Genomic DNA, 15,756 nt, shown 5'->3' with positions numbered 1-15,756 from the left:
GGCGCCGCGCAAAACTAGTATTTTTGCTAACTGTTCAGCCTCCGGCGTTGCCGTTAGCGTTAACGCAACGCCAGAACCGGGCCATCGACGATGAGGAGTACACCATGTGGAGCGAAATAGCGCCCGATCAGTACCATAACATTGCGGTGGAGGGATATAACGTCGTGGCCTATCAGTTTGGCGACGGCGAGGAGACCGTTCTCTGCCTCAACGGCGGGCCGGGGCTGCCCTGCGATTATCTGCGCGAAGCCCACTCCTGCCTGAAGCAGCACGGTTATCGGGTGATCGCTTTTGACCAGCTGGGTACCGGCAAGTCCGACCGGCCGGATGATGCCAGCCTGTGGACGATGGCACGCTACGTGCGTGAAGTGGAGACCGTGCGTCAGGCGCTGGGGCTCGGTCAGGTGCATCTGCTTGGTCACTCATGGGGCGGATGGCTGGCGATTGAAGTGGCGTTGCACCATCCTGGCGCAATTCGCTCGCTGATTCTGGAAAACACCGTCGCCGATATGCCGCATCTGGTGCAGGAGCTGAACCGTCTGCGCGGGGCGCTGGGGCCAGAAACCGTCGCGATGATGCAGCGCTACGAAGCGCTCGGCTGGTTGGATCATCCGGCCTATCAGGCGGCGATTACTCTGCTGAATTATCGCCACGTGTGCCGTCTCGACGTCTGGCCGGAGCCGGTTACCCGCTCGCTCGGCGACTGGAATATGGGGCCGTATACCACCATGCAGGGGCCGAACGAATTCCTCTATACCGGCAATTTAAAAAACTGGAACCGCAGCGCTGAGCTGGCGTCAATCCGCGCGCCCTGTCTGATCACCAGCGGCCAGCACGATGAGCTGACGCCCGCCTGCGCCCTGAAAATGAAGCAGGGCCTGGCGAACGCCGAAATAGCCATTTTTGCCAACAGCAGCCATATGCCATTTTACGAAGAGCCGCAGGCTTACTACCCGGTGCTGCTCGATTTTCTGGCGCGCCAGCGCGACGCGGGAGGCTGTTGATGCACCGTTACCGCTTTCTGCTTCTTCGCCCGCTACAGCTGCTGCCGGTTCTGCTGGGTATCAGCCTGATCACCTTCATGATGGTGCGCGCCATCCCCGGCGATCCGGCGCGTATTCTGCTCGGGGTGCGCAGCACGCCGGCGGCGCTGGCCCGCATCCGCGCGCAGTTTGGCCTCGACGAACCGCTGTGGGTTCAGTACGGCTATTTTCTGCGCAATCTGCTGCAGGGCGAGCTGGGTAAGTCAATTGTTTACCGGGTCGATACCCTGAAGCTGATTGCTTCGCGTCTGGAACCGACGCTGTGGCTGGTGCTCGGCAGCGTTCTGCTGGCGATAGCGTTGACGGTACCGCTGGCGGCGATGGCCGCACGCCAGCGCGGGCGCCTCGCCGATCGGCTGATTCGTCTGTTTACGACCGCCGGGCTCGGGTTTCCGGCGTTCTGGCTCGGCATCATGTTGATTCTGCTGTTCAGTATCGTGCTCGGCTGGTTTCCGGTCTCCGGCTACGGCAGCGATTTTGTAGACCAGCTGCACCATATGGTTCTGCCGTGCCTGACCGTGGCGCTGGCGCTGTCGGCGGTATTGATTCGCAACCTGCGCGCCAGCCTGCTGATGGAGATGAATAGCGACTATGTGGTGGCGGCCCGGGCGCGGGGACAGCAGGAAAGACGTATCTTCTGGCGGCACGTGCTGCCGAATTCTCTGGTGCCGACCATCAATCTGCTGGCGGTGAATATTGGCTGGTTCATCGGCAGTACGGTGGTTATCGAAAGCGTGTTTGCCATCCCCGGCCTCGGACAGCTGTTGGTTAAGGCGATTTTTAGCCGCGACTACATGGTGGTGCAGGGCGTGGTGATGGTCTTTGCCCTTGCTACCGTAGCGGTCAGCCTGCTGGCGGATATTCTGACCGTGGCCCTCGACCCGAGGATAAAACTATGAAGGCGATAGCGACGTTTTCCCGTCTGCGTCAGCGGGCTATCCCGCGTCAGCAGGCGCTCTACGCCGGGCTGGCGATCGTCGGACTATGGCTGCTGGTCGCCTGTCTGGCGCCGTGGATCGCGCCGTTCGATCCGATTGCCCAGGACGCCTCTTCCAGCCTGCTGCCGCCGGGCGGCGCGCATCTCTTCGGTACCGACAACTTTGGCCGCGACGTTTTTTCCCGCGTGCTGTGGGGCGCGCGGGTCGATCTCCAAATCTGCCTGCTGGGGGTGCTGTTCCCCTTTATGCTCGGTACCGCGCTGGGGGCGCTTGCCGGCTATTCTGGCGGCGTGGTCGATGCGCTGGTGATGCGGGTTATTGATATCGTGCTGGCCTTTCCGTTTCTGGTGCTGATGCTGGCAATCATCGCCATTCTCGGGCCGGGACTGAGCAGCTTTTACATCGCCATGGCGATGGTGGGCTGGGTCTCCTACGCCCGGCTGGTACGCGCTCAGGTACTGACGCTGAAACAGCGCGATTTTATTCTGGCGGCCCGCAGTCTGGGCTACGGCCATCTGCGGATTTTGTTCCGCCATCTGCTGCCGAACGCGCTAACCGGAGCGATCGTTTTTTCGATGTCCGACTGCGTACTGGTGCTGCTGAACGGAGCCGCGGTGAGCTATCTCGGGCTCGGCGTGCAGCCGCCAACCGCCGAATGGGGCGTTATGGTGGCCGAAGGGCAGAGCTTTATCACTACCGCGTGGTGGATAACCACCTTTCCAGGGCTCGCCATCGTGCTGCTGGCGATGGGCTTTAGCCTGCTGGCCGATGGGCTCGGTGACAAGTTAGGAGGACGGGGATGAGTTTGCTGAAGGTGAATCGCCTGGCGGTCACGGGCGGCGAGGATATCGCGCTGGTCGATAACGTCTCATTCACGCTTGAAGCCGGGGAGATGCTGGGGCTGGTTGGCGAAAGCGGGTCGGGAAAAACCGTGACCTGCCGGGCGCTGATGCGCCTGCTGCCGGGGGACGGACTGCGGATTAGCGGCGGTGAGGTTGTGCTCGACGGCCGGGATATCTTACCCCTCAGCGAAGGGCAAATGTCGGCGGTGCGCGGGCGGGAAATCGGTATGATTTTCCAGAACCCGACCAGCCATCTCAATCCGGTGATGACCATTGGGGAGCAGATCGCGGAAAGCCGGCGCCTCCATTTTGCGGCAAACCGCCGTCAGGCGCGGGAAGATGCGCTGGCCCTGCTGCGCCAGGTCGGCATCCCGGACCCGCAGAATCGGCTCAATAGCTATCCGCACGAATTTTCCGGCGGTATGCGCCAGCGGGCGATGATCGCCGTCGCCCTCGCGTCGGAACCGCGGCTGCTGATTGCCGACGAACCGACGACCGCGCTGGACGTCACCGTGCAGATGCAGATTTTGCGCCTGCTCAGCGACCTGCGTGCCGAGCTGGGGCTGGCGGTCATTATGATCACCCACGATCTCGGGGTGGTGGCGCAAACCTGCGACCGGATCGCGGTGATGTACGGCGGCAGGCTCTGCGAGGTGGGCGACAAACGCGAAGTGCTCGCCGGGCCGCTGCACCCCTATACCCGCGGGCTTATTGATTGTCAGCCGGCCAGCGAAGGCGGACGGGGGAGGCTGACAATCATCGACGGCCAGCCGCCGAGCGCCGACCACTTTCCATCAGGCTGTCGCTTTCATCCGCGCTGCCGCCGCGCCGATGAGGCGTGCCTGCAGCCGCCGCCGCTGCATTACGGGCAGGATCGCCATAGCCACGCGGTGGCTTGTCATCACCGCTTACCCACGCTGACCCGACAGGAGGGATAATGGCTAACGCTCACTGGCCGCTGCTTGAGGCCGATAATCTTTGCGTCACCTTCCCGGTGTCGGGTGGTCTTTGGCAGCCGAAGCGGGTCGTGCACGCGGTGAACCAGGTCACGATGCAGATCTTTCCTGGCGAAACGCTCGGTCTGGTCGGCGAATCCGGCAGCGGCAAGAGCACGCTTGGCCGAGCGTTGTTACAGCTTGAACGGGTAGCCGATGGCGAGGTGCGGTTCGAGGGGCAGCGTATTACCCATGGCTTAACCAGCGATATCGCCCGTCTGCGCCAGCAAAGCGCGATGATTTTCCAGGATCCCTTTGCCTCGTTGAACCCGCGGCAGAGCGTGGGAGAGAGCATCGCCGAGGTGCTGCGCGTGCATCAAAAAGTGCCCCGCGGGCAGGAGGCGCTGCGGGTAGCGGAACTGCTCACCCTGGTGGGCCTGCGCCCGCAGCAGGCCAGCGCGAAACCGGCCCAGCTTAGCGGCGGCCAGTGCCAGCGCGTCGGTATTGCCAGAGCGCTGGCCATGGAGCCGCGGCTGATCGTGGCCGATGAGTGCGTCGCGGCGCTGGACGTCTCTATTCAGGGACAGATCGTCAACCTGCTGATGGATCTGCGGGAGAAGATGGGGCTGGCGATTCTGTTTATCGCTCACGATCTGGCGATTGTGCGGCGGCTCTGCGATCGGGTGGCGGTAATGTACCTTGGGCGGATTGTGGAAGAGGGGCCGGCAGAGGCGGTCTTCACCCGTCCGCTGCATCCCTATACCGCCGCGCTGGTCTCGGCGATCCCGGAAATCGACCCGGATAAACCCCTACCGAAAAATTTGCTGGGGGGCGAGCCGCCCAGTCCCGTTGCCGTTCCACAAGGCTGTGCATTTCATCCGCGCTGCCCTTATGCGCAGGTGCAGTGCCGCACCGGCGCACCACCACCAACCCGGCAGATTGCCGATCGCGCTTATGCCTGCGTGCTCAACCTCGCGGGCGATGAGACCGTTTTTCCTTTAACAGGGGGATCTTTTGATGAAGCACAGGCAAGTTAAATTACTGGCGGCGAGCGTTTTTCTGGCGCTTAGCGTGGTGAGCGAAATGGCCCAGGCGGCGGGGGTATTGACCATTGGCCGCCGGGAGGACAGCACCACGTTTGACCCGATAAAATCGGCGCAAAACGCGGATAACTGGGTCTTTTCCAACGTCTTTGACCCGCTGGTGCGGGTGGATAAGAGCGGGACGAAGCTGGAGCCGGGCGTGGCTGAGAGCTGGACGATTTCTCCGGATGGCAAGGTCTACACTTTTAAAATTCGCGACACGACCTTCTCTGACGGCACACCGCTAACCGCCAGCGATGCGGCGTTTAGCTTGATGCGTATCCGCGATGATGAAGGCTCGCTGTGGCGCGACTCCTATAGCATTATTGCCAAAGCGGAAGCCCCGGACCCGCGCACGCTGGTAGTGACGCTGAAATCGCCGTCAGCGCCGTTCTTGTCGCAGCTGGCCCTGCCGAACGCCTCGGTGATTTCGCAGAAGGCGATGAAAGCGGAAGGCGAAGAGGCGTTTGCCGAAAAACCCGTGGGCTCCGGCGCGTTTAGCGTGAAAGAGTGGCTGCGCGGGGAAAAGATCGTGCTGGTGAAGAACCCGCACTTCTGGCAGGCGAAAAACGTCAGCCTCGATGGCGTGGAGTGGTTAACCATTCCGGACGATAATACCCGCATGCTGAAGGTGCAGGCCGGCGAGCTCGACGCCGCGCTGACCGTGCCTTTCTCGCGCATTGCATCGTTACAAAAGGATGCCAATCTGAAGGTGGAACTGGACCCCTCCACGCGCGAGGACCATCTGCTGATCAACCATTCTCACGGCGCGCTGGGCAAGGTGGAGGTGCGCCAGGCGCTGGACTTCGCGATTGATAAAGACGCAATCGTGAAGACCGTGACCTTTGGCTACGGCCAGGTGGCCAACTCCTATATTCCCGCCGGGGCGCTTTACCACTACCAGGATAATCTTCGCCGGCCGTACGATCCGCAGAAGGCCAAAGCGATGCTGATAGCGGCGGGCGCTGCCGATCTGAAGCTGAACTACGTGGTCAACGCCGGGGATGAAGTCGATGAGCAGATTGCCATTTTGCTGCAACAGCAGCTGGCGAAAGCCGGGGTGACGGTGAATTTGCAAAAAGTCGACCCGAGCCAGAGCTGGGATATGCTGGTGGCCGGAGAGTACGATATTTCGGTGATGTACTGGACCAACGATATTCTTGACCCCGATCAGAAAACCACCTTCGTGCTGGGTCACGATGCCAATATGAACTATATGACCCGCTATCATAACGAGCAGGTAAAAGCGCTGGTGGCTGCCGCGCGCGTCGAAATGGACGGTAAAAAGCGCGAGCAGATGTATATCGACCTGCAAAAAATGGCCAAGGCCGACGTGAACTGGGTCGATCTGTATTACAGCCCGTACCGCAACGTCAGCCGCAAAAATATCGACGGTTTTTATCAGAATCCGCTGGGACGTTTCTTCCTGGAGGATACCGTAAAACGCTAGTGCCTCTTTGCGCCGGTTGTCCTCTGACGCCGGCGCCTTTTTCATCTTTCCGGCGGCGCGACGCGGTTTGATGCATATCAACGAGCACATTAACTTTTACTATAAAAACTAAAAAAGAGTTGTAACCCCGCGTGCTTTTATTCAATTTATGTGGTGAATGTTTAATGTATTCCAATAAATAAAGCATATATACATTAAAAAACAACACGTTAAATAAATCAGGGGTTAATTTTTGTGGCAAGTGCAAACAAACTCACGCTGTTCATCGTCATCTTCATGCTGCTGGGGATCCTCTCCGGCGCGGCCATCCACGCTTACGCCGGGCAAACGACCATTACCGCATGGTCGGAAAACATTACGCTGCTAACCGATGTGTTCCTGCGCCTGATTAAAATGGTGATAGCGCCATTAGTCTTCAGTACCCTGACGGTCGGCATTATGCGCCTTGGCGAAACGGCGACTATTGGCCGGGTCGGCGGTAAAGCCATGGTGTGGTTTATTACCTCGTCAATTCTCTCCATTCTGGTCGGGCTGGTGATCGTCACCCTTGAGCATCCCGGCGCCGGTCTGAACCTGGCGATCCCGAAAGAGTCCGTGGATACCGGGCTGGCGGTGAGCGGGATGAGCCTGAAAGGCTTTCTGACCCATACCATCCCGACCAGCATTACCGAAGCGATGGCCAGCAACGAGATTCTGCAAATCGTGGTGTTCTCGATGTTCTTCGGTATTGCCGGGGCGTCGCTGGGGGAGAAATTCAATGCTCCGCTGGTGGCGGCGCTCAACGTGGTTTCCCACATTATGCTGAAGGTGACCGGGTACGTGATGTACGTCGCGCCGCTGGCGATTTTCGCCGCTATCTCTTCGGTTATCGCCTCGCAGGGGCTGGGGATCCTGCTTAACTACGCCTCGTTTATCGGCGGATACTATGTCGCGATCCTGCTGACCAGCGCGGTGCTGCTGGCGGTGGGGTATATGGTGCTCAAAAAAGAGGTTTTTCGCCTGCTGAATATGCTGAAAGACCCGGTGCTGGTGGCGTTCACCACCAGCAGTTCCGAAGCGGCCTATCCGAAGACCCTGGAGCGCCTGGTGGAATTTGGCTGTTCGCGAAATATCGCGTCGTTTGTGCTGCCCATCGGCTACTCCTTTAACCTGGTCGGCTCAATGGTGTACTGCTCTTTTGCCGCCATGTTCATCGCTCAGGCCTATAATGTTCAGCTGAGCTTTAGCGAAATTACCGTGATGATGCTGACGCTGATGCTGGCCTCGAAAGGGATTGCCGGGGTACCGCGTTCGGCGCTGGTGGTGCTGGCCGCGACCATCCCGAGCTTCAATATTCCGGTGGCGGGTATTTTGCTGCTGATGGGCATTGACCATTTCCTCGATATGGGGCGCTCAGCGATTAACGTGCTGGGTAATGGGATTGCGACGGCGATGCTGTCAAAAAATGAAGGTCAACTGCAGGAAGAGGTCCCGGAGGCTGAAGCCGCGCCTCAGCAGGCCGAAGCCTGATCGTCGCGCGCCCTCTCTGACGGGGGCGCGTTCCGCAGAGAAAAAGAGGCCCCTAACAGGCACGCAAGGGGCAATGTGACGAAGTAACAGATTCCTCGATAAAGACGTTGTTCTTATTATATAAAAATACGCTCCGGTATTTTCACATTGAGGAACCGGGTAATGGTACCCGCAGCCTGTTACCCCTGAGTAGATGTTTTTGAGGTTACCGATCTTTTTCGGAATCCCGTCGCTAACAAGCCGTCAAATTCCTAATTTTAACGTACAGAATGCGCTCACCGGCGGGCACAGCGCGAGTTTACCAGCGCTCTTTTAACAAGTTAATGAACTGAAAAAAGTCATGATTGTTATTAAGACGGTATTTTTCCATGATTTTGCTTTTGTGCCAGGTGATGGTTTTGGGGGTGACTTTGTTGAGGGCGGAAATTTTAATGATATCAAAGCCATCGATGATGCCGGTGGCGACGGCAGCCTGCGATTTGGAGAGCATTTTATGCGGGCAATGGGTGCAAACGAGCGTGGAGTTGCTGCTCTGCGCGTCGGGGAGAATTTCGCTCCTTTTTAGCTCCTGGGCAATAATTTCGAACATCTCATCGATATTGACCGATTTGATAGAAACAAAGATAACGCCCTTGAGACAGTTAACGATCAGCTCTTTTTCCGGCAGCTTGTCATAGCTGTGCAGGATAATCACCGAACTGTTTTTTTTACGGTTCTTTATGCTGGTATTGCACAGATAGATCTCGCCGGGGAGAACTTCAGCGATGATGATATCTTTATCTAAAAAATCATTATGCTTATAAGAAAAAGCGACTTTAAGATTCCCGCTGCGGCTGATGAGCTCATTGACGACGGAAACCAATGATTCTCTGAGAAAGGTATTTCTGGTGTTGATGGCGATGTTTACTTTTTTCATGGCGTTATTTCCCTGATATATCAACATAACGCCATGTTGTGATCAATCCTCCGGGCGTATGCGGTGATTGTTGCTATGCAGATTTCGTTATTATTAATGTGACTTTAGTTATTTTCTGCGCGTAGAGTTCTTTGCTGAAAACGGAAATTTCTGTTTTCGCCTGTCGCGGATATACGACACAAGACTATAAACAGATACGCAAAGGCAAAATATGCACAGCAATAAGGCTAACCATGTTTGCATGGCCATAATTGAGATCCTTTAACTTAATTTTTGGTGTTAAAAATGTACCTCGCAGGCACGTGAATATTTTTATACTCTTCGTTAAACCGTGCTCGCGATGCGCGGACGAAATGCGCATGACAAGCGGCCTGCATTCGGCTCGCGCTGAATTCAGCAATAGCCTGATAGCTCAGGTCGCTTTGGGTCGAAACGCTCACGACGCCCGGTCAATGTAAGAAAATTCTTAATGTGCTGTCAGTCTCATTTCTCTCATTCCTCTCAAAAACTGAAAAAAATTAACAAGAAACGCCAGGCTGAAAACATATTCGCCATGACCCCGCGCGGATGGCGGAACGGTGGCCGGCGGCGTCGCCGCTGCCGGCTGGGGAAAGGTCAGGAGAGAAACGCCAGCCCTTTGCCAAAAATCGCGCGAATCGGCAGGGTGATGCCCTGTAGGCGGGCCTTGTGGCGCAGGCGGCTGATCACCACGTCGATGCGGTGCAGTTCCGGCTCGCCCTCATCGGTAAACAGCGAAGTGTGCAGGTCAACTTTGCTGCACACTTCATTGCGATTACGCATTAAGACTTCCAGCAGCCGGTACTCTTGCTGCGTTAGCGGCAGGATCCGCCCCGATGGCGCCACCAGGCGCTCGCTCTGGAGAATCCAGTGGGAAGGGGCTGATCGCTCCGCTGATGGCGCCGGATTGACGCCTTCCGCCGGTTGTTGCTGGCGAAGCCGGGAGCCCAGCGCGTGGATACTCTCCGCGAGGTCGGAAAAGTTGACCGGCTTGATGAGATAGAGGTCGGCGCCGGCGTTTAAGGCCTGGAGCCGATCCTGCTCATGCCCTCTGGCGGTAATGACGACCAGGCCGAACTGGCCAATCTCGTGCAGATAGTCCAGCACGCTAAACCCGTCTTCGCCCGGCAGGCCAATATCGATAAGTACGATATCAACCGGATCGCGATGCAGCTGCCGCCAGAAGGCCTCGGCGCTGCCGACGCCCCAGGCGTCAAAGCCGCGATGGCGCAGAAAAGCCAGCAGCTCGTCGAGTAGATCTGCGCTATCTTCAATGATAGCTACGCGTAGTGTCATGGTTTGTCCTTCTGCTGTCCCGTCAGCGGGAGAGTGAGCGCAAATTCGCATCCGGCTGAGCTATTTTCTGCCAGCCACAGGCCCCCGCCGTGGGCCTGGATGATTTGTCGGGCGACGTACAGCCCAAGACCGGTCCCGGCCGGCGTTGTGGTGTGCGTTTCGCCGCGTCGGTAGCGCTCGTAAATATGCTCGACCTGTTCCGGCGGGATGCCGGGACCGCGATCGCCAATGCGTAATTCAACGTGCTTTTCCTGCTGATAAATCTCGATTCTTATTTCGCCTGCTGCAGCATATTTAACCGCGTTATCGAGCAGGTTGGCGATCGCAATACACAGCAGCCCGCTATCAATAAACAGCACCGGCGAAGGGGATTGCGGGCCGACAGTTTGCCCCTCAAGGGTGACATTCAAATAATGATTAAGCGAAAGATCCACGACGGTCGCCGCCATATGGATGACCGGCAGCAGTTCGGCATCCTGCTTGTCGGCGTGCAGGTCTCGGGAGGAGAGGCGGGCGTCGGCCAGGCAATTATCGGTAAGCTGCACCAGGCGGGTTGTCGCGCGCTGCATGCGGTCGAGGCGCAAGCTCTGGGTGACGGTTGCGGGACTCAGGCGCTGGTTTTCCAGCGCCGCCTGGAGGATCGCCAGCGGCGTTCTGAACTCATGCGCCACCATTCCCATAAACTGGCGCTGGTGGAAGCTGGCCTCGCGTTCAATCTGCAGTTCCCGCGCCAGCTGCTGCTTGCGCACCAGGGTACGGTTTTCCGCCCGCACCCGCAGTACCGCGATGATCAGGACGGTGACGATATGGATAATCAGCGCGTACTGCCAGGTGGAATAAACCATGTTATGAAACGGAATGACGCCGTGGATAGAGAGCAGCGCCAGCCCGGCGGAGACGACGTATACCGGCGGCAGCAGCCCCAACAGCAGGGTGTTGATATCAACCGCTTTGCGCCGCCACAGCATCCATGAGGTGATCAACAGAATCGGCGCGGCGATGAAGAATATCCCCGCTTCAATCTGCATCGCCTGGCCGTAAAACCCTAGCGGGATACTGATCTGCAGAACAATGTTTAAGGCGATCGCCGCCAGCAGCAGTTGATGCAGCCGCGGCATGTTTTTCTTCAAATCGAAAACTTCGCTATGCAACCACAGCGCGGTGGCGTAGCTCACCAGCGACAGGCAGCTAATCATGTAATCCTGCACCGGCAGCAGGGCGTCGCCAAAGAGCCATTCCGGGTAGCCATGAAGGGCCGCGACGAGCGGATAGTTGAGCGAGAACAGGCAGATCCCCCACAGCAGGCGTCGGCGCAGCGCGACGGCAAGCCACAGGGCGATACCGCTGGCAATCACCGCCAGGCCAAAATAGAAACTCCAGAAGGCGGTATCGAGGGTGGCCGAACGCACGAACTCCTGCGGCGACGAGAGCGTCGCCAGCAGGATCAGGGTGCTGGTGCTCTGGAGACGGAAGACCATCTCGTAGCCAGCCGCCGTGGACGGGGGCGGTAAAATCAGCACGCTTTCGCGGTAGTCGAGATCGTTATCGCGGGCGGAAGCGTGGTCGCCAAACTCTTTTTGTTTCCAGGGGGCATCGCTGCCGCAGGGGCGATAAAATACGCTCAAGCGATCGACAAACGACGGACCGAGCTGCAGCCAGCGCTGCTCGCCTGCAAACCAGGCCGCCGGGAGCGAAGTACGTAGCCAGTAGGTCTTTGACGAATAACCGAACGACGGGATAAGCGGCGCCGTTTTTAGCGCCTCCTGTGGCAGCGAAAGAAAGGCGTCGAGGGGCATCGTGTCGCTGGCGTCGGCGTACCAGTAGACCGGGATATCGATACCCAACTGGCGGACTTCCGCGCGCGCCGGCGCCCACCACTGCAGGGAAATAATGACGCCGCACATTGCCCAGAAATACGCGCTGTGGCTCCTGCGAATAAGATCAAAAAAAGCGCACGAACGATTCAATCACGCCCCCTTGCGGCATGGATTAATAAATCAGTACGGTATAAACGAACAGGGACTCTGCTACTGGCACAGATAACCCTCCGCCATTCGGGAAATATACGTGTAGGGCTGGACAACGCAGCATTCTGCTGGTGCCGAAGATATTATTCCAGCGTTATCTACGCGCCGGGGAACTGGCCAGACCTGCTGTAAGAAGATCCTTAATCAAAGTTAACGTATGGGGGAGATGCATAATAAGCAAGCGGAAAGTTCAGTCACGACATACGGATTTACGATGTTATGCCATGAATTCACGCGATAGTTATATAAAAAGTGGCAATAAATTATTTAATCAGCGCATATAAAACCCGATAGTTATATTAAACGTTAATTACCGTTGTTATTGATGGCCGGATAACGGCGGCACATCGCCCACCTCATCAAACGAAGTTGGGTACGGTCCGAAGGTTTGTAGACGGCCAGGGGATGACAATGATTAGCATGGCGTTAACATTCCCGGCCCCTGTTTTAAGGCGATGGATTTTAACTATTTGAAATGAAATGGATTAATTGTTTGTTTTTTGTCGTAAATGTTAACAGCAGATGCAAAAGCCAAAAATACCCGTATAATCATTGTCCCTTTTCCTGTCTTAAGTTTAAGCTGGAGGCACAATGGAGCTCAGTCGCAGGCAGTTCTTTCGCATCTGCGCGGGTGGTATGGCAGGGACGACCGTAGCATCGCTTGGTTTTCTTCCCTCGTTTTCCGCTCACGCAGAGACGCGTCAATATAAACTCTTAAAAGCTAAAGAAACCCGTAATAACTGCACCTACTGTTCAGTCGGCTGCGGGATCCTCATGTACAGCTTCGGAGATAACGCCAAAAACGTGCGTGAACGCATTTATCACGTCGAAGGCGACCCCGATCATCCCGTGAGCCGCGGATCGCTGTGCCCAAAAGGCGCAGGCGTACTGGACTATATTCACAGCGATAACCGTTTACGCTATCCGGAGTACCGCGCGCCGGGCTCGGACAAGTGGACGCGTATGAGCTGGGATGAGGCCATCGATCGTATCGCGCGATTGATGAAAGATGATCGCGACGCCAACTTTATCGAAAAGAATGCCCAGGGCGTCACCGTCAACCGCTGGACCTCAACCAGCATGCTGTGCTCTTCGGCGGCGAGCAATGAAACCGGGATCCTTGACGGTAAATTTACCCGCGCGCTGGGGATGGTATCGATTGACTGCCAGGCGCGCCTTTGCCATGGCCCGACGGTATCGGCGCTGGCGCCAACCTTTGGTCGTGGGGCGATGACCAACAACTGGGTGGATATTAAAAACGCCAACGTGGTGCTGATTATGGGCGGCAACGCGGCGGAAGCGCATCCGGTAGGGTTCAAATGGGTTATCGAAGCCAAAATTAAAAATAATGCGACGGTGATCGTCGTTGATCCGCGCTTTAACCGCAGCGCGGCGGTGGCTGACCTGTACGCGCCCATTCGCGCCGGCTCCGACAGCGCTTTCCTGCTCGGCGCGATCCGCTATCTTATCGAACACGATCGGATACAGCATGAGTACGTGCGTCACTACACCAACGCCAGCATGATCGTGCGGGAAGATTATGATTTCGACGAGGGGCTGTTTAGCGGTTTTGATCCGCAGAAGCGTCAGTACGATAAAACCAGCTGGAACTATGAACTCGACGCGAACGGCCTCGCCAGGCGCGATGATACGTGGAACCATCCGCGCTGCGTCTGGAATCTATTGAAGCAGCACGTTGAGCGCTATACGCCAGAGCTGGTCAACCGCCTGTGCGGCACCTCGTTACACGATTTTCAGCGCATTTGCGAACTGTTAGCCAGCACCAGCGCTGCGAATCGAACCGCGACAATCCTGTATGCCCTCGGCTGGACCCACCACACCACCGGAGCGCAGACCATCCGCGCGGCCGCGATGCTGCAGCTGCTGCTGGGCAATATCGGCATGGCCGGCGGCGGCGTTAACGCGCTGCGCGGGCACTCCAATATTCAGGGCTATACCGACCTGGGGCTGCTTTCGACTAATCTGCCGGGATATATGCCGCTACCGTCGGAAAAACAGGTTGATTATCAGAGCTATATTTCACAAATCACCCCCGCGGCGCTGGGCGTGAACGAAGTGAACTACTGGCAAAATACGCCGAAGTTTTTCGTCAGCATGATGAAAAGCTTCTGGGGCGATGCCGCAACCGCGGAAAACAGCTGGGGCTATGACTGGCTGCCGAAATGGGATCGTTTATACGATGTCATGACCCAGGCCGAGCTAATGGCCCAGGGCAAAATCAACGGCTACGTGGTACAGGGATTTAACCCGCTGGCGGCGTTCCCGGATAAAAACAAATCCGCCCGCGCGCTGGCGAAGCTCAAATATCTGGTGGTGATCGATCCGCTGGTGACCGAGTCGTCGAATTTCTGGCAGAACCACGGCGAAATGAACGACGTGCGTCCTGCAGATATCCAGACCGAAGTCTTCCGCCTGCCGTCCTCCTGCTTCGCCGAAGAGAACGGTTCGATCGCCAACTCGGGCCGCTGGCTACAGTGGCACTGGGCGGCGGCCGAACCGCCGGGCGAAGCGCTCCACGATGGCAAAATTCTCGGACGCCTGTTTATGCGCCTGCGCGATCTGTATCGGCAAGAGGGCGGCGCAAACCCGGCGCCGGTGCTGAATATGTCCTGGGATTATCACGATCCCCTCGACCCGCAGCCGGAAGAGGTCGCCAGGGAGGCCAACGGCAAGGCGCTGCGCGATATCGTTGACGAGCAGGGCCGGGTAGTTGTCAAAAAAGGCCAGCAGCTGAGCAGCTTCGCGCAGCTAAAAGATGACGGTTCAACCAGCAGCTACTGCTGGGTTTACTGCGGCTGCTGGACCGAGCAGGGCAATCAGATGGCGAACCGCGATAATAGCGACCCGTATGGTTTAGGCTGTACGCCCGGCTGGGCATGGTCCTGGCCGGCGAACCGCCGCATCCTCTACAACCGCGCCTCCGCGGACCCGGCGGGTAAACCCTGGGATCCGCAGCGCTCGCTGCTGAACTGGGACGGCAAACGCTGGACCGGTATGGACGTCGCCGACTATAGCCAGGCGGCGCCGAACACCAACGTCGGGCCGTTTATCATGAATCCGGAAGGCGTGGCGCGCCTGTTCTCGCTGGACAAACTAAACGATGGCCCGTTCCCGGAACACTATGAGCCTGTCGAATCGCCGATTGGCACCAACCCACTGCACCCGAAGGTGGTCTCCAGCCCGGTAGCGCGCATCTATCACGATGACCTGGCGAATATGGGCAAAGCGGATGAGTTCCCCTACGTGGCGACAACCTACTCGATCACCGAACTGTTCCGTCACTGGACCAAGCATGCGCGGCTGAACGCCATCGTTCAGCCCGAGCAGTTTGTTGAAATTGGCGAGGCGTTGGCGAAGGAGAAGGGCATCGTCGCGGGGGACACGGTAAAAGTGATGTCGAAGCGCGGGTTTATTAAAGCCAAAGCGGTAGTGACTAAGCGAATACAGGCGCTGACTATTGATGGCCGTACGGTGAATACCATCGGTATTCCGTGCCACTGGGGTTTTGAGGGGGCGACGCGGAAAGGATTCCTGGCCAATACGCTGACGCCATCGGTGGGGGACGCGAACTCGCAGACGCCTGAATATAAAGCTTTCCTCGTGAACGTGGAAAAGGCGTAACGGAGACGAATTATGGCTTATCAATCGCAAGACATTGTCCGTCGTTCCGCGACTAACG

12 protein-coding genes are annotated in these 15,756 nt (G+C 57.5%); 8 read left to right on the top strand and 4 right to left on the bottom strand.

Features of this window, described 5'->3' with window-relative positions; all coding sequences use genetic code 11:
* Positions 1–104 precede the first annotated feature (104 nt).
* From KOSB73_RS20865 to KOSB73_RS20835, 7 genes are all read left to right on the top strand, one after another.
* Positions 105–1,004: a proline iminopeptidase-family hydrolase gene (locus KOSB73_RS20865; RefSeq protein WP_004138678.1), complete on the top strand. Its 900-nt coding sequence runs from the start codon at positions 105–107 to the stop codon at positions 1,002–1,004.
* Positions 1,004–1,942, top strand: a complete 939-nt coding sequence (locus tag KOSB73_RS20860; protein ID WP_004138680.1) for an ABC transporter permease — start codon at positions 1,004–1,006, stop codon at positions 1,940–1,942. Before KOSB73_RS20865 ends, KOSB73_RS20860 begins: the two co-directional genes overlap by 1 nt.
* Positions 1,939–2,784 carry an ABC transporter permease gene (locus KOSB73_RS20855; RefSeq protein WP_049085866.1) on the top strand — a complete coding sequence of 282 codons (846 nt, stop codon included), beginning with the start codon at positions 1,939–1,941 and terminating at the stop codon, positions 2,782–2,784. Before KOSB73_RS20860 ends, KOSB73_RS20855 begins: the two co-directional genes overlap by 4 nt.
* A complete protein-coding gene (locus tag KOSB73_RS20850) occupies positions 2,781–3,761 on the top strand; it encodes an ABC transporter ATP-binding protein (protein ID WP_004138683.1) in 981 nt (326 codons plus the stop codon). Before KOSB73_RS20855 ends, KOSB73_RS20850 begins: the two co-directional genes overlap by 4 nt.
* A complete protein-coding gene (locus KOSB73_RS20845) occupies positions 3,761–4,795 on the top strand; it encodes an ABC transporter ATP-binding protein (protein ID WP_024359150.1) in 1,035 nt (344 codons plus the stop codon). The genes KOSB73_RS20850 and KOSB73_RS20845 overlap by 1 nt, the downstream gene beginning before the upstream one ends.
* Positions 4,776–6,290 (top strand): ABC transporter substrate-binding protein, encoded by a 1,515-nt coding sequence (locus tag KOSB73_RS20840; RefSeq protein WP_049089136.1) that lies wholly within the window; start codon positions 4,776–4,778, stop codon positions 6,288–6,290. The genes KOSB73_RS20845 and KOSB73_RS20840 overlap by 20 nt, the downstream gene beginning before the upstream one ends.
* Positions 6,291–6,524: 234 nt before the next feature.
* Positions 6,525–7,799 carry a dicarboxylate/amino acid:cation symporter gene (locus tag KOSB73_RS20835; protein ID WP_049085868.1) on the top strand — a complete coding sequence of 425 codons (1,275 nt, stop codon included), beginning with the start codon at positions 6,525–6,527 and terminating at the stop codon, positions 7,797–7,799.
* A 298-nt stretch (positions 7,800–8,097) separates the two neighbouring features.
* Here the strand turns inward: KOSB73_RS20835 and KOSB73_RS20830 are convergent, their stop codons facing one another.
* The 4 genes from KOSB73_RS20830 to KOSB73_RS20820 form a co-directional block, all read right to left on the bottom strand.
* Positions 8,098–8,715, bottom strand: coding sequence for a helix-turn-helix transcriptional regulator (locus tag KOSB73_RS20830; RefSeq protein ID WP_049100350.1), 618 nt, complete (start codon positions 8,713–8,715; stop codon positions 8,098–8,100).
* A 108-nt stretch (positions 8,716–8,823) separates the two neighbouring features.
* Positions 8,824–8,964: a small membrane protein gene (locus tag KOSB73_RS30910; protein ID WP_004138686.1), complete on the bottom strand. Its 141-nt coding sequence runs from the start codon at positions 8,962–8,964 to the stop codon at positions 8,824–8,826.
* A gap of 366 nt (positions 8,965–9,330) precedes the next feature.
* Positions 9,331–10,029: a response regulator transcription factor gene (locus KOSB73_RS20825; RefSeq protein ID WP_024359146.1), complete on the bottom strand. Its 699-nt coding sequence runs from the start codon at positions 10,027–10,029 to the stop codon at positions 9,331–9,333.
* On the bottom strand, positions 10,026–11,996 hold the full coding sequence (locus KOSB73_RS20820) for a sensor histidine kinase (RefSeq protein ID WP_373694805.1): 1,971 nt from the start codon (positions 11,994–11,996) through the stop codon (positions 10,026–10,028). Before KOSB73_RS20820 ends, KOSB73_RS20825 begins: the two co-directional genes overlap by 4 nt.
* A 651-nt stretch (positions 11,997–12,647) precedes the next feature.
* Here KOSB73_RS20820 and fdnG point away from each other — a divergent pair.
* Positions 12,648–15,698, top strand: coding sequence for a formate dehydrogenase-N subunit alpha (fdnG, locus tag KOSB73_RS20815; RefSeq protein ID WP_098140929.1), 3,051 nt, complete (start codon positions 12,648–12,650; stop codon positions 15,696–15,698).
* Positions 15,699–15,756 lie beyond the last annotated feature (58 nt).

The organism is Klebsiella grimontii, from assembly GCF_900200035.1.
GTDB lineage: Bacteria > Pseudomonadota > Gammaproteobacteria > Enterobacterales > Enterobacteriaceae > Klebsiella > Klebsiella grimontii.
Note: the sequence above shows the minus strand (reverse complement) of the source record. Positions and strands in the feature narration are given on the sequence as shown.

Bases quoted from the DNA above. Each gene is read 5' to 3' on its own strand.
- KOSB73_RS20865 (WP_004138678.1), top strand. From the start codon at position 105: ATGTGGAGCGAAATAGCGCCCGATCAGTACCATAACATTGCGGTGGAG.
- KOSB73_RS20860 (WP_004138680.1), top strand. From the start codon at position 1,004: ATGCACCGTTACCGCTTTCTGCTTCTTCGCCCGCTACAGCTGCTGCCG.
- KOSB73_RS20855 (WP_049085866.1), top strand. From the start codon at position 1,939: ATGAAGGCGATAGCGACGTTTTCCCGTCTGCGTCAGCGGGCTATCCCG.
- KOSB73_RS20850 (WP_004138683.1), top strand. From the start codon at position 2,781: ATGAGTTTGCTGAAGGTGAATCGCCTGGCGGTCACGGGCGGCGAGGAT.
- KOSB73_RS20845 (WP_024359150.1), top strand. From the start codon at position 3,761: ATGGCTAACGCTCACTGGCCGCTGCTTGAGGCCGATAATCTTTGCGTC.
- KOSB73_RS20840 (WP_049089136.1), top strand. From the start codon at position 4,776: ATGAAGCACAGGCAAGTTAAATTACTGGCGGCGAGCGTTTTTCTGGCG.
- KOSB73_RS20830 (WP_049100350.1), bottom strand. From the start codon at position 8,715: ATGAAAAAAGTAAACATCGCCATCAACACCAGAAATACCTTTCTCAGA.
- KOSB73_RS30910 (WP_004138686.1), bottom strand. From the start codon at position 8,964: ATGGCCATGCAAACATGGTTAGCCTTATTGCTGTGCATATTTTGCCTT.
- KOSB73_RS20825 (WP_024359146.1), bottom strand. From the start codon at position 10,029: ATGACACTACGCGTAGCTATCATTGAAGATAGCGCAGATCTACTCGAC.
- fdnG (WP_098140929.1), top strand. From the start codon at position 12,648: ATGGAGCTCAGTCGCAGGCAGTTCTTTCGCATCTGCGCGGGTGGTATG.